Below are 20,464 nucleotides of genomic sequence, written 5' to 3'. Positions count from 1 at the left end.
CATCCTCCTCCCGACCGCTGTCCCGGTTCCCGCCGGGCGGCCCTTCGGCGTGCCCGGCTCCATGACGAGTCGAAGGCAGTACCGTGAATCCCCCCCTCCCCCACACCACCCCTTCTCCCCGATCCATCTCCCTTCCCACGGCGCTTCCCGTGGGCGCCTCGGCCCACTTGCGCGCCGAGGACATACGCGTGGTCCGCGGCGGCCGCGAGGTCCTGCGCGGAGCCACGGTGACCGTGTCCGCCCGCTCGAGGCTGGCCATCGTCGGCGAGAACGGCCGCGGCAAGAGCACCCTGCTGCACGTCCTCGCCGGATCCCTGAGGCCCGACGGCGGCTCGGTCACCCGGGCGGGAACGTTCGGGGTCGCGGAACAGACCCTGGATGCTGGGCCCGGCCAGACCGTGGGCACGCTCGTGGGCGAGGCCATCGGCCCCTCCCTGGCCGCCCTGGACGCCCTGGACGCCTCGGCCGAGGGCCTGGCCAACGGCGCAGACAGCGCCGAGGATGACTATGCGGCCGCGCTCGAGGCGGCCACCGTGCTGGACGCCTGGGACGCCGAACGCCGCGTGGACCTGGCCCTGGCCGGCCTGCAGGCCGTGACCGATCGCTCCCGACCGCTGGCCGAGCTGTCCGTGGGCCAGCGCTACCGGGTCCGCCTGGCCTGCGTCCTCGGCGCCCGGCATGACCTTCTGCTGCTGGATGAGCCCACCAACCATCTGGATGCCCAGAGCCTGTCCTTCCTCACCGGACAGCTGCGCGAGCACCCGGGCGGACTGGCACTCGTCACGCACGATCGGACCCTGCTGCGGGACGTGGCCGAGGAGTTCCTCGACCTGGACCCGAGCGAGGACGGCCGGCCCCTGCTCTATGCCGGCGGGTACGAGGGCTGGCAGTCCGGCCGGAAGGCAGCCCGCGAGCGCTGGGTGCAGGACTTCGAGGCCCAACGGGCCGAGCACCGACGCCTGACCGAGGCAGCGGACGCAGCCCGGGACCGACTGGAGTCAGGCTGGCGGCCGGAGAAGGGTCACGGCAAGCACCAACGCCAGAGCCGAGCACCCGGGGTCGTGCAGGCCGTGAAGCGGCGCCAAGCCGATCTGGAGGCGCACCGGATCACGGTGCCCGCACCGCCGCTGCAGCTCACCTTCCCCACCCTCCAGGTCCGTGCGGGTCAACCGCTGCTGGACTGCCGCGAGGTGACGGTCGCCGGCCGGCTGAAGGAGGCGGTGGGCGTTCGGCTGGCCGGAGGTGGACGACTGCTCGTGACGGGACCGAACGGGGCCGGGAAATCCACCCTGCTGGGCGTGCTGGCCGGGGCGATCGAACCGGATTCCGGAGAGGTGCGGTCCCTGTCCGGGGCGCGAATCACCCTGCTGGGCCAAGAGCCGCCGTCCTGGCCAGCCCGGGTACTCGCCCACGAGCTGTACCGGAGTCATGTGCATCAGCTCCTGGCGGCCGGGACCCACCACGAGGAGGACCTGGTCCCGTTGGGCGCCACCGGGTTGCTGGACCGGGAGGCCCTCCGCACGCCGGTCGGCGCCATGTCCGCCGGACAGCAGTCCCGCCTGCACCTGGCCCTGCGGCTGGCCGAACGGCCAGACGTGCTGTTGCTGGACGAGCCGAGCAACCACCTCTCGGCGCCGCTGGTGGATGACCTCACCGAGGCGCTGCTGGGTACGCCTGCCGCCGTGGTGGTCGCGACGCACGACCGTCAGATGCTCCGGGACCTGCACGGTTGGCCGCGCCTGGAACTCGGGTCCCCTCCCCGCGGGGTCTAGTGGTTGGCTTCATAGGCACTGGCCGGCGTGCCCGGGCCGTAGTGGCGCAGCAGCCACCCGGTGACCACGGCGGCCACTGCGATGACCGCGGTGACGATCGCCAACACGGTGACGAAGGCCGTGTCATAGGCAGCACCGGCGGCGGCCAGCAGGTCCGGGTCCCCACCGGAGAGGGCCACGGCACCGGACATCGACTCCGCAGCCCCCTCCGGTGCGCCGGCCGGCAGGTGGACGGTGACGGTGTAGAGCAGGGTGGCCAGGCTGCCCAGCAGGGCCACGGCCAGGAGGTTCCCGAACTCGTAGGACACCTCCTCCACGGAGGATGCCATACCGGCCTGACGGGACGGGACATTGCCGATGATCGCCGTGGACGCCACTGACATGGTGGCCCCCAGGCCGGCCCCGGTGAGCACGAGGCCCACCACGAGCCACGGGATGCTGGAGGTGGCGCTCAGGGCGGCCACGAGCATCCCGAAGGTGGCGAGGACGAAGCCGCCCGAGACCAGCCTGCGCAGCCCGAGCCGATGCAGACTGGCCCCACCGGCGAGCGCTGCCGGCAATGAGCCCGCTGCCACGGCCGCCACCAGGAGGCCGGACTGCAGGGGCGTGAAGCCCTCCACGAGTTGGAACCGCTGGGTGGTGACGAGCTGGACGCCGCCGATCACGAACATGGAGCAGGCCGCCGCGAGGACGCCGGCGGAGAAGGCGCTGTTGCGGAATACGGCGAAATCCAGGACCGGGGCACCGACCCGTTCCTTGAGGCGCCGCTGACGGCGGGTGAAGGCCCAGCCGCCCGCCGCTGCCACAACGGCGGAGACCGCCAGCACGGGCCAGGAGGGGCCAGGACCGGTCGCCTCCTTGATCGCGAACACTGCTCCCGTCAGCGCGGCCATGGCGTAGACCGAACTCAGGGCGTCCCACCGCGTGGAGCGGTCCGTGCGGCCGCGCGGGGCCACCCACGGAGTCAGGACCAGGGCGGCGAGGACCACGGGCACGTTGATGAGGAAGACGGAACCCCACCAGAAGTGCTCAAGCAGCAGTCCGCCGATGATCGGGCCGAGAGCCGCTCCCACGAGGGAGATGCTCCCCCACACCCCGATGGCGAGGTTCCGCTGCCGCACATCGTCGAAGCCGATCCGGATCAGCGCCAGGGTGGCGGGCATCATGCACGCCGCCCCCACGGCCAGCAGGGCACGCGCGGCGATGAGGACGGCGATGTCCGGGGCGAAGGCCGCCGCGAGGGAGGCCGCGCCGAACAGGACCAGCCCGATGAGGAAGAGCCGCCGGTGTCCATAGCGGTCCCCCAGGGTTCCCGCGCCGAGCAGCAGGCCGCACATCACCAGCGGATAGGCGTTGATCACCCACAGGGACTCGGAGGCACCGGCCTCGAGCTCGGCAGTCAGCGTGGGCAGCGCCGTGTAGAGGATGGTGTTGTCCAGCGTGATCAACAGCACCCCGGCGCTGACGGTGACGAGCAGCAGCCAACGGCGGGCAGGGGTCAGCGGGGCAGGCACTGCGGGGGTGGTCACCAGAAGACTCTAGCTGTGATGTCTAGGGACGTTGTTCTGGCCCCCGCCCGTAATGACACCGTGCCGATTCAAGAAGTATCTGTCCAGACCGCTCGCCATTGAAGGCATGTTAGAGTTTAGGGCATGTCGAGTCCCGAATCAGACAGGTCAGGGGTTGTCGGTCACACCGCCAGCCCCTTGAACCACTAGTTACGACGCCCACGATCTGTGTGGGCGTATGTCTGGCGTACCCGGGGCGCTGGCCGTGGTGACAAGAAGAACCATTTCTTGATCTCACACCTCGGAGTACTCGATGCCTTTTGCCCTCTACATGCTTGCCCTGGCGGTCTTCGTCATGGGCACTTCAGAATTCATGCTCGCGGGATTGCTCCCCGCGATCGCGACCGAACTTGACGTCTCGGTCGGCACTGCGGGCCTGCTGACCTCCGCATTCGCAGTCGGTATGGTCGTCGGCGCGCCAGTGATGGCGGCATTCGCTCGCCGTTGGCCACCGCGGCTCACATTGATCGTTTGCCTTCTCGTGTTCGCGGGAAGCCACGTCATCGGAGCGATGACACCAGTGTTCTCTCTCCTGCTCATCACCCGGGTGCTCAGCGCTCTCGCAAACGCAGGATTCCTCGCCGTAGCACTGAGCACGGCCACTACCCTCGTGCCAGCGAACCAGAAGGGGCGTGCACTGTCGATCCTGCTCTCCGGCACGACGATCGCAACCGTCGTGGGCGTCCCCGCCGGGGCACTGCTCGGCACAGCGCTGGGCTGGCGAACGACGTTCTGGGCGATCGCCATCCTCTGTATTCCCGCGGCCGTTGGAGTCATTCGTGGCGTCACGAACAATGTTGGTCGGAGCGAGACTAGCGCGACCTCACCAAGGCTCCGTGTCGAGCTCAGCCAGTTGGCGACGCCGCGGCTCATCCTGGCCATGGTACTCGGAGCGCTGATCAACGGAGGGACCTTTGCGGCATTCACCTTCCTGGCACCCATCGTGACCGAGACCGCGGGCTTGGCCGAAGCGTGGGTGTCCGTCGCGCTGGTGATGTTCGGCATCGGATCGTTCCTTGGCGTCACGATCGCAGGACGACTATCAGATCAACGACCTGGCCTCGTGCTCGCAGTCGGCGGACCGCTATTGCTGACAGGCTGGATCGTGTTGGCAGTGGTCGCATCTCATCCCGTCGCGCTTATCGTCCTCGTCCTCGTTCAGGGATTCCTGTCGTTCGGCGTCGGCAGTACTCTGATCACGCGTGTGCTGTATGCAGCATCGGGTGCGCCAACGATGGGCGGTTCGTACGCAACCGCAGCATTGAATATCGGAGCTGCAGCGGGGCCCGTGCTTGGTGCGCTCGGGCTCGCGACCGGGCTGGGGCTGCTCGCGCCGGTTTGGGTCGCTTCGGTGCTGACAGCGATCGCTCTCGTCATCATGCTTCTCACCAGACGCGCGCTTACGAAGACCGCGGCGGAGGCCAATTGATGACCCATCCGAACGCTCTTCTCACTCCTCGTGCCCGTCTCCGGTTAGCCCGGCTGATTGTCGAAGACGGCTATCCGGCCACGATCGCCGCAAAGATGTTCATGGTCTCCCCGATCACTGCCCGGAAATGGGCAGGCCGCTACCGGGAAGAGGGTGAGTTTGGGATGCAGGATCGCTCCAGCAAGCCGCACCGGATCCCAGGCAGGACGCCCGAGCATGTCAAGAAGAAGATCATCAACCTGCGCTGGCGGCTTCGACTGGGGCCAGCCCAGATCGCTGCGCGACTTGGTCTCTCGACGTCGACTGTTCACGCGGTCCTCGTCCGTTGCCGCGTGAACCGCCTCTCGCATATCGATCGTGTCACTGGCGAGCCATTGCGGCGATATGAGCATCCTCATCCGGGATCGTTGATTCATGTCGATGTCACGAAGTTCGGCAACATCCCCGACGGCGGTGGACATCGTTACGTAGGTCGGCAGCAAGGCGCACGGAACAAGCTCGCGACTCCGGGATTACCACGAGGAAAAGATCACAAGCCGCGCACCGGGACGGCGTTCGTTCACACAGTCATCGACGACCACTCCCGCGTCGCATACGCAGAAATCTGGTCGGATGAGCAGGCGAGCACAGCGGTGGGAGTTCTCGAACGCGCCGTGGCCTGGTTCGCCGAACGAGGCGTGACCGTCGAGCGAGTCCTATCCGACAACGGGTCGGCATACAGATCCCACGCATGGAGGGACTTCTGCGCTCGGCTCGGCATCCGACACAAGCGGACACGCCCCTACCGGCCGCAGACGAACGGGAAGATCGAGCGATTCCACCGCACGCTCGGGGACGGCTGGGCCTATGCCAGGTTTTACGGTTCAGAGGCCGAACGACGCCTGGCGCTGCCCGGCTGGCTCCACTTCTACAACCACCACCGACACCACTCTGCGATTGGCGGCGTACCCTTCGACCGACTCAACAACGTCCCTGGACATCACATCTAGCTCCCCGGGTCCGACGACGACCGTCCCGGTGGATTTCACAGTTCCGGCGAACTTGGGTACAGTGGAACCCGCTGTCCAGCTGTTCGATGAACGGCGACAACAGTCCCCCGTAGCTCAATTGGCAGAGCATTCGACTGTTAATCGAAGGGTTGCTGGTTCGAATCCAGCCGGGGGAGCTTCGAAGTCTTGGAAGCTTCAGTTGTGAGAGCCGCAATCGGCTCACGAAGGTCCTCGTCCTGCACAGCAGGGCGGGGACCTTTCGCGTGTAGCACTTCAGCAGGTAGCAACTCGGCCAAGCTGACGTCGAGTAACCCCGCGATGAGTATCAGCTGATCGAATGTGAACGGCGTCCGCCCGCGCAAGCGATGAGACACACCGCTCTGGACGATGCCCAAAACATCCGCGATATCGGACTGCTTCAAGTCGCGCCGGACCAACCAGGCCCTTATCTCCCGGCCTAGTAGGACACTTTGCGATTCAACTTCAACACTGCGTGCGGTCATAAGTGGAGCGTATCAACCCAGCGAATCCAACTCAACGCCAAAGCAAACTTTATGTTGTGACGTAAAAGTCTGCTTGATTCACATGACGTCAGCACATACGGTGTGGCGCATGGTGACTTATCGGCAGCGCCTGCGGGCCAATATCGCAGCAGAGCTTGGACGGAATGACAGCAGTCAAACCGAAGCCGCTGCTCATCTGGACATGACTCCAGCGGGGTTCACCAATCGGATGACCGGCAAGGTCGACTTCAGAACAGGTGAACTCATGGACCTTGCCGCCTACCTCAAGGTGCCCTACTCCACCCTAACGGCCGGCCTGGACGAACTCGTGGGCATCAATCAGCAGGGGGTTTCGGCATGACAACGGAAGCAACAACCGGCGTCGCCCCCACGGCGGCCTTGACCTCACAGGCCGCCCGTGACCTCACCGACAAGATCCGGGCAGGCCTCGAAGGTATCTATGAACTGATCAAAACCGCGTACCGTGGTCGCGCTTGGATGGCCCTCGGCTACGAGTCGTGGGATGAGTATGTAACCCGCGAATTCGGAAACCTCAGCCTTCGCCCACCTCTGGAAGATCGACCCCAGGTGATCGCTGAGATGCGCGGCGCAGGAATGAGCGTGAGGGCGATCGCCACGGCCACAGATCTGGGCCGAGGAACAGTTCAACGTTCTCTGAGCCCATCTAATGTCCCAGCTGGGACGGTAGGTGATTCAACTCCGGGGACCACCGATGTGAGGAACAAGTCTCAGCAGTCCATCCTTGGGGTGAACGGAAAGACCTACGCTGCGCGCCAGCAAGCTCGATCCACTCCCCCGCCAGAACCCGCTATCCACGAGGACTCATCTGAGACGGTGCCGGAGCCTCTGCCCGGTCAGTCCTCGATCGAGGACGTACTGGACGAGGACGTGCTGGATCGGCCGGCCGCTGACTTCGGCATCACTCCCCTGGACATGGATGCGAGGGCCGGTGCGGAGAAGGAGCGGGTCTCTCGGGTGTTGCGCGAGTTCGATGGAAGCGGCTCGGCTGTGCTGCCGATGACGATCAAGCTGGCCTCTCAGGTGGCCGGTCTGGTCTCTCCGTTGACGGATGAGTCCTCGGTCCCGGACGAGCGTTTGCACGAGGCGGCATTCACAGCCGCGCGGACCGTGAGGACGCTGACGTACGTGCTGGCCCAGTTGAAGACTCGTCTGGACGGGGAGAACGGGGTCGAGCTGCGTTCCAATTTGCAGGACACGGTGGATGAGCTGGACCGTCTGCTGGCCGGAGCGGAGGCGAACCGATGAATCAATCGAGTCTGGAACCGGTCATCCCCTCGGCCGCGGTCGCAACAGGTGATGCCGTGCCCGAGGGCATGATCCAGGATGCCCCTGCCGTGACTAGGCGGGGTCGGAGTACCAAGAGAGTCAACCCGGACGATGCCCGGTTCATCCGGTTCGTCGTGGCCGGTGTGATCATCGCCGGTCTCGTGGCCTTCGCGATCTCGTTCGCCGCCCTGTACCAGGTCGCTGAATGGTTGGGGCTGCCGCCGTTCATGTGGTGGGCGGTGCCGGTGTTCATTGATCTGGCCTTGATCGTGTACTCGGCTTCTGTACTGGTGCACAAGGCCCGTGCGGAGAGCACCGTGGCTTCCTGGGCGGCGTTGGGGACGTTCACTGCGCTGTCGGTGTTCGCCAACGGTGCCCATGCGTGGGCGGCCCCGCAGGATCAGGCGTGGCACGGGATCGTCGGGACCGTGATCGCCGGGATGGTGCCGGTGGCGATCTTCGTGGCCACCGAGCAGCTGTCCCGGGTTGCGGTGGAGAACCCGGAGTCGAGGCGGGCGGAGCTGCGTGAGCAGGTCCGGATGGACAAGGCCCGTGTTGAGCACGAGCAGCACATGGCTCGGCTGCGTTTCGAGCAGGAGCAGGCTCAGGCGCAGATGGAGCACGAGCGGGAGATGGCTGCCCGTGATGCGGAGCTGGATCGCGAGGAGCACCGTACGCAGATCGAGGTCATCCGTGCACGGCGTGAGCTGGCCGTGAAGACCGCCAGCACCACAGACGAGCAGACACCGTCCAGCTCGCCGGAGCCACCCCAGCGGTCCACGGACCACGCCCGAGCGGCGTCGGGTCCGGCGCGGACCACGAGCCAGCTGCGTGCCGTCCCGACCCCGGAACAGGCGACTCCGAGCGGCGCCACTAAGGACAGTACAGAGATGGCCCGGCTGGCCACGTTCGTGGAAGAGCAGACTGCCGCCGGGGTGGAGGTTACCGCATCGATGGTGACTGAGCAGTTCGGGAAGTCGGATCGGACCTGGCGAAGGCACTTGGCAAGGCTCAGGGATAAGCATCCCGAGGTGTTCGAGGCACCGACAGCCGCCCACGGCCCGGAGGGCGTGGAAGAGGTCGAGGACGAGCGTGAGGAGCGGCAGGCATGAGTCACGAAGCGTCGAACTGGGCACGTCAATGCGGCAAGTCAGGGGTGCTCAAGCCCGGGGAGATCCTGGTGCTGATGCTCATGGCCGATCACGCCGATGAACGGTGGTCGTGCTTTCCCTCGCAGGAGACCCTGGCGTTGGACTCGAATCAGTCCCTGCGGACCGTGTCGTCTCAGGTGAAGCGGCTGCGAGAGCTTGAGCTGATCTCGGTCGAGAGCGAGTACGGCAAGGGCCGTGGACGGATCGGAGTTCGCTACCACCTGCATGAGGAGGCCGTCGAGGCACTGATGCGGCTGGAGCCCTTCGCCTCGGAGCGGGCAGCCAGGGATGCTGAGAAGGTTGCCCGGCTGGACAAGCGGTCCGCTCGCACACGCGAGAGCACGCGACACGCAAGTCCTGCACGTAAGTCGTGGACCCCCAGAACCACGCGACACGCAGATCCTGCACCTGAGTCCAGCACCCCCGAGGTCATGCGACACGCAAATCCTGCAGGTGAGTCCGTGAAGGCCGAGAACACGCGAGACGCAGATCTTGCACCTGAGTCCGTGGACCCCGGAACCACGCGACGTGCAGATTCTGCGCCTGAGTTACTCACACGCAATCCAGTGCACGACTCACACGCAAATCAGGGTGAGGTGCCTTTAAGGGAACGCGCGCGGATTAACCATCAGATCAATCATCATCAGGACGCGGACACGCGACCCGGCCGACCGGTGAGGATGGATGATGACGATGATCCGAGGATCCATCGGGCGGTGAGGCTGGACCAGCTCTTCGAGCTGGTCCCAGCCCTCACCGGGATCGCCACCGTCAAGGACCTTCCCGTGGTCGTCGATGTCGTCCTGGACCGAGCCACCGGCCCGGTGTCCCGTCCCACCGCGTACGTGGCCAGCGCCCTGCTGCGGGACTTGGACGGGGTGCTGGAGGCCGCCGCACGGCGGTGGCCGGCCCGGGCCGTGGCCCATCCGGCAATGGGCGGCCCTGGTCCGGTGAACGCCGCGGGCTCGGGACCGGTGTCCGGTGGTCGGGTGCCGGTGGCCTGCCGGAACGAGGACCATACCGGGATCACGGATCCCGAGGACTGTCACCAATGCCGACTCGAGGACCGCCTGGTCCCAGCCGAGCCGATGGACCGGGAGTTGTCGGACGCGGAGTTTGAGGCTCTGCCGCCGCGTCTGCGTCAGCGACTGGGCGTGGGATGACGATCAGGAGGGGGGACGAGAGTATGCCCGAGGTGCAGACCACTGTGGATGGCGAGGTGCTGGCCGGGATGGTCCAGCAGGTGCGTCCGGTGGTGTGGTCCGTGCTGGGGTCTATGGCCTCGGTGGAGGTCGTGGACGACGTGCTGCAGCAGACGTGGGAGTCCGCGTGGCGGGTGCGGGCCCGGTTCGATCCGGCCAAGGGGTCCCTGCACGCGTGGGTGGTGACCATCGCCCGTCGGCGGGCGATCGACCATGTGCGTTCATTGCAGCGGGACCGGGTGATCCAGGACCGGGCCGAGGACATCGCGACGTCTCGGGTGATGTCCTCGGCATCCCTGACCCAGGTGGATCATGCGGAGGCCACGGTCGAGGCCCTGCACGCCCGTCAGCGGGTCTCGAAGGTGTTGTCCGTGGTCGAGGACGTGATCGTCTCCCGGGAGGCCACCGCGAGGGCGTTGGCCCTGGTGTTGGTCTTCGGTGACGATCTGGGAGTGGCGTCCCGGGCACTGGGGGTGGCACCGGACGCGTTGCGGGAGTCGAGGCGGGAGCTGTTGCGCTGCTGCCAGGTCGTGGTCCGTGCCCAGGCATTGTCGGAATCGGAGGCCCCGGTGACGATGCGGGCGTTGATCGAGTGTCTGCCGGACGAGGGCGAGACGGGCCAGTGGATCCGGCAGACCGCGATGGCGTGCGCCCATGCGGGGGGCCGGCTCGAGGACGTGAGCGTGGGTCACGTGATGCAGGCCACGGGTTTCAGTCATTCCACGAGTCGTCAGTACTTGGCCGCGACCCGTCACCTGTTGCACGTGGCTGCGACCGTGATCGCTCGCCGTCAGAGACCACGTTCATCCCAGACCACCAGCGCTGGCCGGAATGGGCAGGTGCACAGGATGCCTGAGCGCAGGACTCGGGTCCGAGCGGAGGGAGCGTGAACGCCGTGCGGGAAGACGACGTGGTTCAGGACGCCGCGACGAGTCGGGTGGAGCCGGGGTGGCTGCAGAGCGTGCCGGATCCGGTTGATCAGGTTGATGAGCCGGCCCGGCGAAAGCGGCGGGGACTGTCCGGTCGGGTGGCCGCTGCACGGGCACGGTTCTGGGCACTGGTCGGGGTGATCGTCGATCGGCAACTCGACCAGCCGCTGCCCGAACGCGTGCAGGCCCGTGTGCCGGAGTGGATGCAGTCCGGGATAGGTCGGGTTGGGGTCGGGCTGCTGGCGGTGCTGGTGCTGGTGGTGTGGGGTATCGGGTTCGTGTTCCTGGCCGGCCTGCTTTAACCTTGATCCACCGATCGTTGCGTTGATCGGGGGGACGTAATTAAAGACGAAATGCCCGTCTGACCGGGGAGAATGGGACTTGTCTAAGGTTCCGTTCCACCGCGATGAGAGGGCATCTCGTAGATGCAAGTTTCCCACACCCGATCAGCCCTGTCAGTTTCCTTCGACGAGCCCAATATTGTCGGCTCCGCGGGGCTGGTGCCGGTGATGGAACTGGCTCGAGAATCGGGCTTGCACTCGCTGGCCGGCAGACAGTTGACGGTGCCGACGGACAAGGGTGCCAATGCCGGGGCGAAAGTATCGGCTCTGGTAGCCGGGATGTGCGCCGGCGCGGACAGCATCGAGGATATGGCCATCCTGCGCCATGGGGCGATGAAGCGGCTCTTCAACGCCTGTTATGCGCCGTCGACGCTGGGTTCGTTCCTACGCTCCTTCACCTTCGGGCACGTCCGGCAGCTCGACGCGGTCGCCTCTCGTTTCCTGGCAGGGCTGGCTGACCGGGCCCCGCTACTGGGTGCTCCGGCCGCTGCCGATTCCGACCCAGGGTTGGTGTTTGTTGACGTGGACGACACGATCATCGAGGTCCACGGTTACCAGAAGCAGGGCTCCGGGTACGGGTACTCCGGGGTCCGCGGGCTCAACGCGCTGCTGGCCACCGCCAGCACCGCCGATACGGCCCCGGTGATCCTGGGCCAGCGGCTGCGCAAGGGAAGTGCCGGTTCCCCACGAGGGGCCTCCCGGTTCGTCTCCGAGGCCCTGTCCACTCTGAAGCGAATGCCTCCGGCCGCTGGCACCCGGGTACTGGTTCGCGCTGATTCAGCCTTCTACGGACACCCCACCGTGGCCGCCGCGCTCACCGCGGGGGCCGATGTCTCCGTCACCGTGCGGATGGACAAGGCCGTCAAAGCCGCCATCGCCACCATCGACGACAAGACCTGGACCGGCATCAAGTACCCGCAGGCGATCTTCGACGAGGACACCGGCACCCCGCCACCAAAGACCGCGTAGAACCAGTCCACCAGCCGGTCAACGGCCAGACCCGAGGAACCACAGTGGAACATCACCGGCAGCGAGGCCGGCCACACGGGCATGCCCAAGACCGGCGCACCCAGGACTTACGGAATCAACGCCACGCCCCAACGCGCGTCGGTGGATCGAGGCTAAGACTCCCACAAGGTTTCGAGGGGAGTCACCGAGCGGCGCATAGCATCGCCTCATGACCTCCAACACGGTTTCCGTCGACGACCTGATCGGTCATCCCCAGTTAAGAATGCGGTACTTAGCCGGCAGCGCTGGAGGGCGCAGGACGGTGCTATGGGCCCAGTCATGCGAACAAGATCGGCCCTGGGAATGGATCGGCACCGGCGACCTCCTCCTGTCCACCGGTTCGAGCTTCCCGCCCGATCCGCACGGGCAAGTCGAGTCACTGCGTGCACTGTCCCGCACCGGTGTCGCCGGCATCGTCCTGGGGGAGGGAATGAGCCCGCCATTGGCCCCGGATGCTGCCACAGTGGCCGACCAGCTGGACTTTCCGGTGTTGGAGGCAGGCTACTCAGTGCCGTGGGTGCTGATTTCTCGAACGGTGGCGGATTTGAACAGCCACGGCTCGGGACGGCAGTTGCGCCGGATTGTGCGCATGTATGACCTGTTACGGTCGACCCTCAGCGGTGATCTGGACGAGTCCGGCCTGATGGGCAAACTGGAACGGGAGACCCACACCCGTCTGGCTGTTATCAGCCGGCGGTCCGGAGAAATACTGGTTGAGGGGTCCTGGACCGGTGCGGCCGAGGACGTGGCGGCCGCCCTTCGCAATGTTGGCACTGGGGCGTCGGGACGATTGCCGGCTTACGCAAGGGTGGAAGTCGGCGTGTCCAAGGCCACGGTCCTGCCGCTAGATCCGACCGCGACATTGATCCTCGTGGCGACGCCCATGGATGACCGCGACGGCACGGAGCTCACGGTACTGGAACACGCGGCGACCATCGTGTCCATCTTTGTACAGCGGCTGGAGGCCGAGGCCTTACGGATCCGGGAATCGGGCCAGGTAGTGATCTCTCACCTACGCGACGGGGGATCGGATAGCGAACTGCTCACACCCGAGTTCGAGTCAGCTGGGTTACACCACTCTCCGTGGCGGGTGGGCATGTGGATGCGTGAGCACGGTCTGCCTCTGGAGGACCTCCAATGGCGCTTAGCCTTGATCCACCGATCGTTGCGTTGATCGGGGGGACGTAATTAAAGACGAAATGCCCGTCTGACCGGGGAGAATGGGACTTGTCTAAGGTTCCGTTCCACCGCGATGAGAGGGCATCTCGTAGATGCAAGTTTCCCACACCCGATCAGCCCTGTCAGTTTCCTTCGACGAGCCCAATATTGTCGGCTCCGCGGGGCTGGTGCCGGTGATGGAACTGGCTCGAGAATCGGGCTTGCACTCGCTGGCCGGCAGACAGTTGACGGTGCCGACGGACAAGGGTGCCAATGCCGGGGCGAAAGTATCGGCTCTGGTAGCCGGGATGTGCGCCGGCGCGGACAGCATCGAGGATATGGCCATCCTGCGCCATGGGGCGATGAAGCGGCTCTTCAACGCCTGTTATGCGCCGTCGACGCTGGGTTCGTTCCTACGCTCCTTCACCTTCGGGCACGTCCGGCAGCTCGACGCGGTCGCCTCTCGTTTCCTGGCAGGGCTGGCTGACCGGGCCCCGCTACTGGGTGCTCCGGCCGCTGCCGATTCCGACCCAGGGTTGGTGTTTGTTGACGTGGACGACACGATCATCGAGGTCCACGGTTACCAGAAGCAGGGCTCCGGGTACGGGTACTCCGGGGTCCGCGGGCTCAACGCGCTGCTGGCCACCGCCAGCACCGCCGATACGGCCCCGGTGATCCTGGGCCAGCGGCTGCGCAAGGGAAGTGCCGGTTCCCCACGAGGGGCCTCCCGGTTCGTCTCCGAGGCCCTGTCCACTCTGAAGCGAATGCCTCCGGCCGCTGGCACCCGGGTACTGGTTCGCGCTGATTCAGCCTTCTACGGACACCCCACCGTGGCCGCCGCGCTCACCGCGGGGGCCGATGTCTCCGTCACCGTGCGGATGGACAAGGCCGTCAAAGCCGCCATCGCCACCATCGACGACAAGACCTGGACCGGCATCAAGTACCCGCAGGCGATCTTCGACGAGGACACCGGCACCTGGACCTCGAAGGCCGAGGTAGCCGAGGTGCCCTTCACCGCCTTCACATCCCGAAAGAAGGCCGAGCGGATCCCGGGGCGTCTGGTGGTGCGCAAGATCCCCGAGCTGAACCCGAAGCACGGCCACGGGCAGCCGACGCTGTTCGACTCCCACCGGTTCCACGCTTTCTTCACCACCACCGATCCCGAAGTCCTGGATACCGTGGCCGCCGATGCCACTCACCGGCAGCACGCCATCATCGAGCAGGTCAACGCCGATCTCAAGGACAGTGCCCTGGCCCACCTGCCCTCCGGCCACTTCTGGGCCAACAGTGCATGGCTGGCCTGCGCGGTCATGGCCTACAACCTCACACGGGCAGCCGGGATCCTCGCCGCCGGGACCTTCACCCAAGCCCGCACCGGCACCATCCGAGCCAAACTCGTTGCCGTTCCAGCCCGGATCGCTTCCAGCGCCCGGCGGATCCGGATCCGACTACCCGAGTCCTGGCCCTGGCAGCAATCCTTCGAGCGGCTTTTCACCGCCATCCGCCCGCCACCAAAGACCGCGTAGAACCAGTCCACCAGCCGGTCAACGGCCAGACCCGAGGAACCACAGTGGAACATCACCGGCAGCGAGGCCGGCCACACGGGCATGCCCAAGACCGGCGCACCCAGGACTTACGGAATCAACGCCACGCCCCAACGCGCGTCGGTGGATCGAGGCTTAGCGCGCCGCGGCATCCCCTATCTGGTCGGGACAGTGGGGGCGACCATTGTGGTGATCGCCCCTGCCGCGCACCTCGACGAAACTTTCCTGGGCCTGGCTGAAGATCCTGGGTTGCAGGCTGGCCTCAGTGAGACGTTCTCCACCCATCGGGAAGCAACGGACGCGCTCCGGGAGGCAAAGTGGGGTCTGGAAGCTGCGCAGGCGAAGGGGGGCGGCGTCGTGGTCTACGGGCGGTCCCGGTCGCCGTTGCTGCCGCGTACCGTGGCCGAAGGCCAGGCATTGGTCCAGTGGACCCTCGGATCGCTCTTCGCCTACGACGATGCCCACGGGACCGAACTGGTTACGACGTTGGCCACGTGGTTTTACCATAACCGCTCCGTCAAGCAGACCGCCGAATTCCTGGGAATTCACCGGCAGACTCTGGCGTATCGGCTTGGTCGCATCGAGCAGATCACAGGCCGCATGCTCGGCGACCTGGCCGACCAGACCGAGTTGTTTCTCGCGATCAAGTCGTATCGACTCGTAGGGCGCCCCAGCGGCTGACACTTATCCCGGTGCACAAATAGAGCTTACGAGTTCGACCACGGGCTAATGGCCGACGGATCGAATGAGTGGGATGGTGGGTGATCTAGCACACAGACATCGACCACGTCATCAAAAACCGAGGAGCCCGCATTGCGTGCACCGCATTCGTCCGGCCCGGCCTCTTCCTGGCCCCGCATCAACGGCAACGTGTCCTTTTGGATGGACCAGCTCGGACCGGTCCAGCGGCGTTCTCCCCTCGCGGGGGACACAGAAACGGACGTCGTCATCGTCGGCGCCGGATTCACCGGGCTCTGGACTGCTTACTATCTGTTGCAAGCAGATCCCGGCCTCTCAGTGACCCTCGTGGAGCAGGAGTACGCCGGGTTCGGTGCTTCTGGACGGAACGGTGGCTGGTTCAGCGCCGAGCCCCCGGGAAAGATGGACCAGTACGCGGCCAGTCAGGGCAAGGAAGCGGCCTTAAGACTGCAGCAAGAAATGTTCTCCACGATCGACGAAGTCATTGCAGTAGCTGACCAGCACGGCATCGACGCCTCGATCCGCAAAGACGGACTGTTGTACTTTGCCACGAACTCGGCCCAGATGAGCCGTTTGCGCGAGAGGGTGCGTGCTTCTGCCGACTGGGGGTGGCCCGCCGAGGACATGACGTTGCTGAGCGCCGCAGAGCTCAGTGAGCGAGTCCGAATCGCCGGGGGCGTCGGGGCTTTCTTCACTCCCCATGCAGCGCGGGTGGATCCCGCCCGCCTCGTCCGCGGCCTCGCCGACGTCGTTGAATCTCTCGGGGGCACCATTTACGAGGACACGACCGCCACCGAGTTCGGACCGCACCGGGTGGAAACCGACCGCGGCAAGGTCCGGGCCAAGCACGTCATCATTGCCCTGGAGGGATACCTCTCTCGGATCTCCGGCCAAGGACGTCGCATGCTGCCGATGAATAGCAGCATGATCATCACTGAGCCCCTGGACGATGGTGCATGGGAGTCCGTCGCTTGGTCCGGGGCCGAGACCCTCGGCGATGCGGCCCACAGCTTCACCTACATGCAACGAACTGACGACCGCCGGATTGCCTTAGGCGGCCGAGGTGTCCCCTACAATTTCCGGTCATCCTTTGACTGGGACGGACGGACGAACCAGCAAGCCATCACTCAGCTGATTGAGCGGCTGCACGCCCTCTTCCCCGGAGTCGCGCAGACGCCGATTGCTCAATCATGGACTGGCATCCTGGGCGTCCCGCGAGACTGGTCAGGCACCGTTTCCTACGATTCCGCCACGGGCGTCGGGATGGCCGGCGGGTACGTCGGCCACGGTGTGTCCGCCACTAACCTGGCCGGCCGGACACTGGCGGACTTCATCCTGGGGCGGGATTCCCACCTGACGCGTCTGGGCTGGATCGATCGGTCAGCGCGGAAATGGGAACCGGAACCAATCCGCTGGTTCGGAGCCTCGGCCCTTTACCGGGTCTATGGGGCAGCCGACGCGCTCGAATCTCGCTCTTCCTCCGGAAAGACATCGTTCTTGGCCAAGGCCGCCTCCGCCGTTGCGGGGCGTTGAGCCTCACCGACGACGGTCACATGTGAAAGGCAGACCCATGGATTTGCTTGAAATCCTATTCCCCGTGCTCTACACCGGCCTGATCCCCCTAGCGATCATCGTGTGGAGCTGGCAGAGGCTGAACAAGGATGTTCGGGGCGGTGGACGATGAACGTCTATACCGTAGCCATCTTCGTAGCGTTCGCACTCTTCATCGCTGTCGGGGTTTACATGAGCCGCAGCGTGAAGAACAAGGCCGACTATTTCGTCTCCGGCCGCAGCGCCGGCGTCGCCCTCGTAGTGGGCACCCTGGTCGCGTCCTACCTGTCCACGGTTGCGATGATGGGGGAAGCTGGCTTCTCCTACGAGGGATTCCCGTGGTTGATCCTTCTGATCGCCCCGCTGGCCCAAGGCGGTTACCTGCTCGGCGTTTTCCTTTTTGGCCGGTACCTTCGCAGGGCTGAGTCACTCACCGTCCCGGAGTTCTTCGGCCGCCGGTACAACTCCAGGCGACTACAAGGCGTGGCCGGATTGATGGTACTTGTCGGCATCGGCCTGTACCTGGTGGCAGTGACCCGCGGCTTGACTCTGGTCCTGGCGAATATCACAGGCCTGAACGAGGCCGTCTTGCTGCTCATCGTCTGGGTCGCTTTTACGACCTTCACCATCGTGTCCGGGTCCAAGGGCGTGATCGTGACCGACACCCTGATGTTCTTTCTATTCATGGTCGCCGGCGTCGGCGGCCTGTTGGTGGTCATGCACGCCGCTGGAGGAGTGGACAATGTAGTCTCCACCATGGCCGCCGACCCGCAGTGGCGGGAGGGGCTGATGTGGCACGGTGACATCGGACCCGAGTCCGCCCTGACCACACCGCTGGACTCGCTGCTCTACTTCCTCGTCTTTGGCCTGGTCTGGATGTTCGTGGTCGCAGTCAGCCCGTGGCAGTCCAGCCGATACATGATGGCCAAGACCGGTCACGTGGCCATTCGTTCCGGTGCCATTGCGATGGTCGTGATCATCGCCTTCTACGTCTTCTTGGTCTTCGGGTCCTACGCCGTGAACTTGATCAACCCGAACATCGAGCCAACCGAGATCGTATTCATCTGGGCCGGACAGAACGTCATGCCACTGTGGCTGGGGATCCTCGCGGTCACCGGCGTGATGGCAGCAGGGCTGTCCTCCGCCTCGACGTTCCTGTCCCTTGTTGGGTTTAGCGCCGTCCAAGACGTCATCCCGTGGCTGACTCGGAAGCAACCCGCCGATGAAGCCGGGGCCGAAGGATTGAAGGAATCTCGGTGGTCAATGGTCGTCATCGGGTTCGTGGTTCTGGCCATCACCTACGTGGCTTCACCAACGGTTCTGTCGATCGGTTATATGGCAGCCAGTTTCTTCGCCGCGGCATGGGGAATCGTGGCCATAGCCAGCACGCAGAGTCGAAAGATGACCGAGCCTGGAGCGTTCTACGGCATGATTCTCGGTGGCGTGACACTTCTGGTGCTGGAAGGGCTGTCGACCTTCGGCGGCGTTGAGCTCCCGACTCTGCTGAACCCGGTGCTCGTGGCCCTTGCGGCTAGTGTGATCGGCATCCTGATCGGCAACGCGTCGTCCACCCCCGACCCACAGGGCCTGGCCTTTCTGGACTCGATCAGCAAGCCGTCCGCCGCAGATACCAGCACCGTGGAAGTCCGCAAAACCAAGGTCTACCTTGGCATCTCCGCGGTCACCATGGTCGCAGTCATGGGCGCACTGGTGTGGTTCTACGTGATCCCCATGGAGACAGCGCTGTAATCCCTAGCGCGGGAGTCCCTTCAGATAATGGGCATCCCGCAGGACTCACCCTCGTAAGCGACAAGCGCCCATGCTTCCCAGCCCTTGTCGCTTAGCCTTGATCCACCGATCGTTGCGTTGATCGGGGGGACGTAATTAAAGACGAAATGCCCGTCTGACCGGGGAGAATGGGACTTGTCTAAGGTTCCGTTCCACCGCGATGAGAGGGCATCTCGTAGATGCAAGTTTCCCACACCCGATCAGCCCTGTCAGTTTCCTTCGACGAGCCCAATATTGTCGGCTCCGCGGGGCTGGTGCCGGTGATGGAACTGGCTCGAGAATCGGGCTTGCACTCGCTGGCCGGCAGACAGTTGACGGTGCCGACGGACAAGGGTGCCAATGCCGGGGCGAAAGTATCGGCTCTGGTAGCCGGGATGTGCGCCGGCGCGGACAGCATCGAGGATATGGCCATCCTGCGCCATGGGGCGATGAAGCGGCTCTTCAACGCCTGTTATGCGCCGTCGACGCTGGGTTCGTTCCTACGCTCCTTCACCTTCGGGCACGTCCGGCAGCTCGACGCGGTCGCCTCTCGTTTCCTGGCAGGGCTGGCTGACCGGGCCCCGCTACTGGGTGCTCCGGCCGCTGCCGATTCCGACCCAGGGTTGGTGTTTGTTGACGTGGACGACACGATCATCGAGGTCCACGGTTACCAGAAGCAGGGCTCCGGGTACGGGTACTCCGGGGTCCGCGGGCTCAACGCGCTGCTGGCCACCGCCAGCACCGCCGATACGGCCCCGGTGATCCTGGGCCAGCGGCTGCGCAAGGGAAGTGCCGGTTCCCCACGAGGGGCCTCCCGGTTCGTCTCCGAGGCCCTGTCCACTCTGAAGCGAATGCCTCCGGCCGCTGGCACCCGGGTACTGGTTCGCGCTGATTCAGCCTTCTACGGACACCCCACCGTGGCCGCCGCGCTCACCGCGGGGGCCGATGTCTCCGTCACCGTGCGGATGGACAAGGCCGTCAAAGCCGCCATCGCCACCATCGACGACAAGACCTGGACCGGCATCAAGTACCCGCAGGCGATCTTCGACGAGGACACCGGCACCTGGACCTCGAAGGCCGAGGTAGCCGAGGTGCCCTTCACCGCCTTCACATCCCGAAAGAAGGCCGAGCGGATCCCGGGGCGTCTGGTGGTGCGCAAGATCCCCGAGCTGAACCCCGAAGCACGGCCACGGGCAGCCGACGCTGTTCGACTCCCACCGGTTCCACGCTTTCTTCACCACCACCGATCCCGAAGTCCTGGATACCGTGGCCGCCGATGCCACTCACCGGCAGCACGCCATCATCGAGCAGGTCAACGCCGATCTCAAGGACAGTGCCCTGGCCCACCTGCCCTCCGGCCACTTCTGGGCCAACAGTGCATGGCTGGCCTGCGCGGTCATGGCCTACAACCTCACACGGGCAGCCGGGATCCTCGCCGCCGGGACCTTCACCCAAGCCCGCACCGGCACCATCCGAGCCAAACTCGTTGCCGTTCCAGCCCGGATCGCTTCCAGTGAATCGCCCTGGGTTTGATGGAGACTCGTT

17 protein-coding genes, 1 tRNA gene and 3 pseudogenes are annotated in these 20,464 nt (G+C 65.4%); 19 read left to right on the top strand and 2 right to left on the bottom strand.

Annotated features, from left to right (window positions below; genetic code table 11):
* The first annotated feature begins 149 nt into the window (after positions 1-149).
* The gene (locus IMT31_RS13560) at positions 150-1,772 is read left to right on the top strand and encodes an ABC-F family ATP-binding cassette domain-containing protein (protein ID WP_413544432.1); all 1,623 of its coding nucleotides are present in this window, start codon (positions 150-152) and stop codon (positions 1,770-1,772) included.
* Here IMT31_RS13560 and IMT31_RS13555 read toward each other — a convergent pair.
* Positions 1,769-3,301, bottom strand: coding sequence for an MFS transporter (locus tag IMT31_RS13555; protein WP_413543117.1), 1,533 nt, complete (start codon positions 3,299-3,301; stop codon positions 1,769-1,771). The genes IMT31_RS13560 and IMT31_RS13555 overlap by 4 nt on opposite strands.
* Positions 3,302-3,518: 217 nt before the next feature.
* Between IMT31_RS13555 and IMT31_RS13550 the strand changes: the two genes are divergently transcribed.
* The 4 genes from IMT31_RS13550 (at position 3,519) to IMT31_RS13535 (ending at position 5,934) form a co-directional block, all read left to right on the top strand.
* Positions 3,519-3,572, top strand: a complete 54-nt coding sequence (locus IMT31_RS13550) for a chloramphenicol resistance leader peptide (RefSeq protein ID WP_011113070.1) — start codon at positions 3,519-3,521, stop codon at positions 3,570-3,572.
* 21 nt (positions 3,573-3,593) lie between these two features.
* Positions 3,594-4,769: a chloramphenicol efflux MFS transporter Cmx gene (cmx, locus tag IMT31_RS13545; protein WP_047217927.1), complete on the top strand. Its 1,176-nt coding sequence runs from the start codon at positions 3,594-3,596 to the stop codon at positions 4,767-4,769.
* Complete coding sequence (locus tag IMT31_RS13540) at positions 4,769-5,758, top strand: IS481-like element IS5564 family transposase (protein ID WP_011273866.1); 990 nt, start codon at positions 4,769-4,771, stop codon at positions 5,756-5,758. The genes cmx and IMT31_RS13540 overlap by 1 nt, the downstream gene beginning before the upstream one ends.
* 103 nt (positions 5,759-5,861) lie before the next feature.
* Positions 5,862-5,934: transfer RNA gene (locus IMT31_RS13535), tRNA-Asn, on the top strand.
* Here IMT31_RS13535 and IMT31_RS13530 read toward each other — a convergent pair.
* The gene (locus IMT31_RS13530; RefSeq protein WP_413544431.1) at positions 5,896-6,261 is read right to left on the bottom strand and encodes a helix-turn-helix domain-containing protein; all 366 of its coding nucleotides are present in this window, start codon (positions 6,259-6,261) and stop codon (positions 5,896-5,898) included. The genes IMT31_RS13535 and IMT31_RS13530 overlap by 39 nt on opposite strands.
* An 82-nt stretch (positions 6,262-6,343) precedes the next feature.
* Between IMT31_RS13530 and IMT31_RS13525 the strand changes: the two genes are divergently transcribed.
* The 14 genes and pseudogenes from IMT31_RS13525 to IMT31_RS13460 all read left to right on the top strand — a co-directional run bounded on the left by IMT31_RS13525 (position 6,344) and on the right by IMT31_RS13460 (position 20,452).
* A complete protein-coding gene (locus IMT31_RS13525) occupies positions 6,344-6,622 on the top strand; it encodes a hypothetical protein (protein ID WP_413543116.1) in 279 nt (92 codons plus the stop codon).
* Positions 6,623-7,116: 494 nt separating this feature from the next.
* On the top strand, positions 7,117-7,548 hold the full coding sequence (locus IMT31_RS13520) for a hypothetical protein (protein WP_413543115.1): 432 nt from the start codon (positions 7,117-7,119) through the stop codon (positions 7,546-7,548).
* Positions 7,545-8,681, top strand: a complete 1,137-nt coding sequence (locus tag IMT31_RS13515; RefSeq protein ID WP_413543114.1) for a DUF2637 domain-containing protein — start codon at positions 7,545-7,547, stop codon at positions 8,679-8,681. The genes IMT31_RS13520 and IMT31_RS13515 overlap by 4 nt, the downstream gene beginning before the upstream one ends.
* A pseudogene (locus IMT31_RS13510) lies at positions 8,678-8,875 on the top strand (helix-turn-helix domain-containing protein); the annotation flags it as partial. The gene IMT31_RS13515 and the pseudogene IMT31_RS13510, both read left to right, overlap by 4 nt.
* A gap of 561 nt (positions 8,876-9,436) precedes the next feature.
* A complete protein-coding gene (locus tag IMT31_RS13505) occupies positions 9,437-9,883 on the top strand; it encodes a hypothetical protein (RefSeq protein ID WP_413544447.1) in 447 nt (148 codons plus the stop codon).
* Positions 9,884-9,906: 23 nt separating this feature from the next.
* On the top strand, positions 9,907-10,812 hold the full coding sequence (locus tag IMT31_RS13500) for an RNA polymerase sigma factor (RefSeq protein ID WP_413543113.1): 906 nt from the start codon (positions 9,907-9,909) through the stop codon (positions 10,810-10,812).
* Entirely contained in the window at positions 10,809-11,153 is a 345-nt protein-coding gene (locus IMT31_RS13495) for a hypothetical protein (protein ID WP_413543112.1), read from the top strand. The genes IMT31_RS13500 and IMT31_RS13495 overlap by 4 nt, the downstream gene beginning before the upstream one ends.
* Before the next feature lie 123 nt (positions 11,154-11,276).
* Positions 11,277-12,137, top strand: a pseudogene (locus IMT31_RS13490) (IS1380 family transposase); the annotation flags it as partial.
* Positions 12,138-12,369: 232 nt separating this feature from the next.
* Positions 12,370-13,374 (top strand): PucR family transcriptional regulator ligand-binding domain-containing protein, encoded by a 1,005-nt coding sequence (locus tag IMT31_RS13485; RefSeq protein WP_413543111.1) that lies wholly within the window; start codon positions 12,370-12,372, stop codon positions 13,372-13,374.
* Between the two features lie 97 nt (positions 13,375-13,471).
* Positions 13,472-14,884, top strand: coding sequence for an IS1380 family transposase (locus IMT31_RS13480; protein ID WP_413543110.1), 1,413 nt, complete (start codon positions 13,472-13,474; stop codon positions 14,882-14,884).
* 81 nt (positions 14,885-14,965) lie between these two features.
* On the top strand, positions 14,966-15,583 hold the full coding sequence (locus IMT31_RS13475) for a PucR family transcriptional regulator (RefSeq protein WP_413543109.1): 618 nt from the start codon (positions 14,966-14,968) through the stop codon (positions 15,581-15,583).
* A 132-nt stretch (positions 15,584-15,715) separates the two neighbouring features.
* Entirely contained in the window at positions 15,716-17,134 is a 1,419-nt protein-coding gene (locus IMT31_RS13470) for an NAD(P)/FAD-dependent oxidoreductase (protein ID WP_413543108.1), read from the top strand.
* Positions 17,135-17,281: 147 nt separating this feature from the next.
* Positions 17,282-18,901, top strand: a complete 1,620-nt coding sequence (locus IMT31_RS13465; protein WP_413543107.1) for a sodium:solute symporter family protein — start codon at positions 17,282-17,284, stop codon at positions 18,899-18,901.
* Between the two features lie 218 nt (positions 18,902-19,119).
* Positions 19,120-20,452 (top strand): annotated as a pseudogene (locus IMT31_RS13460) (IS1380 family transposase).
* Positions 20,453-20,464 lie beyond the last annotated feature (12 nt).

Origin of the sequence: Citricoccus nitrophenolicus (genome assembly GCF_047305825.1) — a bacterium.
GTDB classification, from domain to species: Bacteria; Actinomycetota; Actinomycetes; order Actinomycetales; family Micrococcaceae; genus Citricoccus; species Citricoccus nitrophenolicus.
This window is presented reverse-complemented; position numbering and strand designations above follow the sequence as displayed.

What these genes read in the sequence shown, in the direction of transcription:
- cmx (WP_047217927.1), top strand. Translation starts at nt 3,594, where the DNA reads ATGCCTTTTGCCCTCTACATGCTTGCCCTGGCGGTCTTCGTCATGGGC.
- IMT31_RS13475 (WP_413543109.1), top strand. Translation starts at nt 14,966, where the DNA reads ATGCCCAAGACCGGCGCACCCAGGACTTACGGAATCAACGCCACGCCC.
- IMT31_RS13525 (WP_413543116.1), top strand. Translation starts at nt 6,344, where the DNA reads ATGACGTCAGCACATACGGTGTGGCGCATGGTGACTTATCGGCAGCGC.
- IMT31_RS13485 (WP_413543111.1), top strand. Translation starts at nt 12,370, where the DNA reads ATGACCTCCAACACGGTTTCCGTCGACGACCTGATCGGTCATCCCCAG.
- IMT31_RS13500 (WP_413543113.1), top strand. Translation starts at nt 9,907, where the DNA reads ATGCCCGAGGTGCAGACCACTGTGGATGGCGAGGTGCTGGCCGGGATG.
- IMT31_RS13465 (WP_413543107.1), top strand. Translation starts at nt 17,282, where the DNA reads ATGAACGTCTATACCGTAGCCATCTTCGTAGCGTTCGCACTCTTCATC.
- IMT31_RS13515 (WP_413543114.1), top strand. Translation starts at nt 7,545, where the DNA reads ATGAATCAATCGAGTCTGGAACCGGTCATCCCCTCGGCCGCGGTCGCA.
- IMT31_RS13530 (WP_413544431.1), bottom strand. Translation starts at nt 6,261, where the DNA reads ATGACCGCACGCAGTGTTGAAGTTGAATCGCAAAGTGTCCTACTAGGC.
- IMT31_RS13480 (WP_413543110.1), top strand. Translation starts at nt 13,472, where the DNA reads ATGCAAGTTTCCCACACCCGATCAGCCCTGTCAGTTTCCTTCGACGAG.
- IMT31_RS13540 (WP_011273866.1), top strand. Translation starts at nt 4,769, where the DNA reads ATGACCCATCCGAACGCTCTTCTCACTCCTCGTGCCCGTCTCCGGTTA.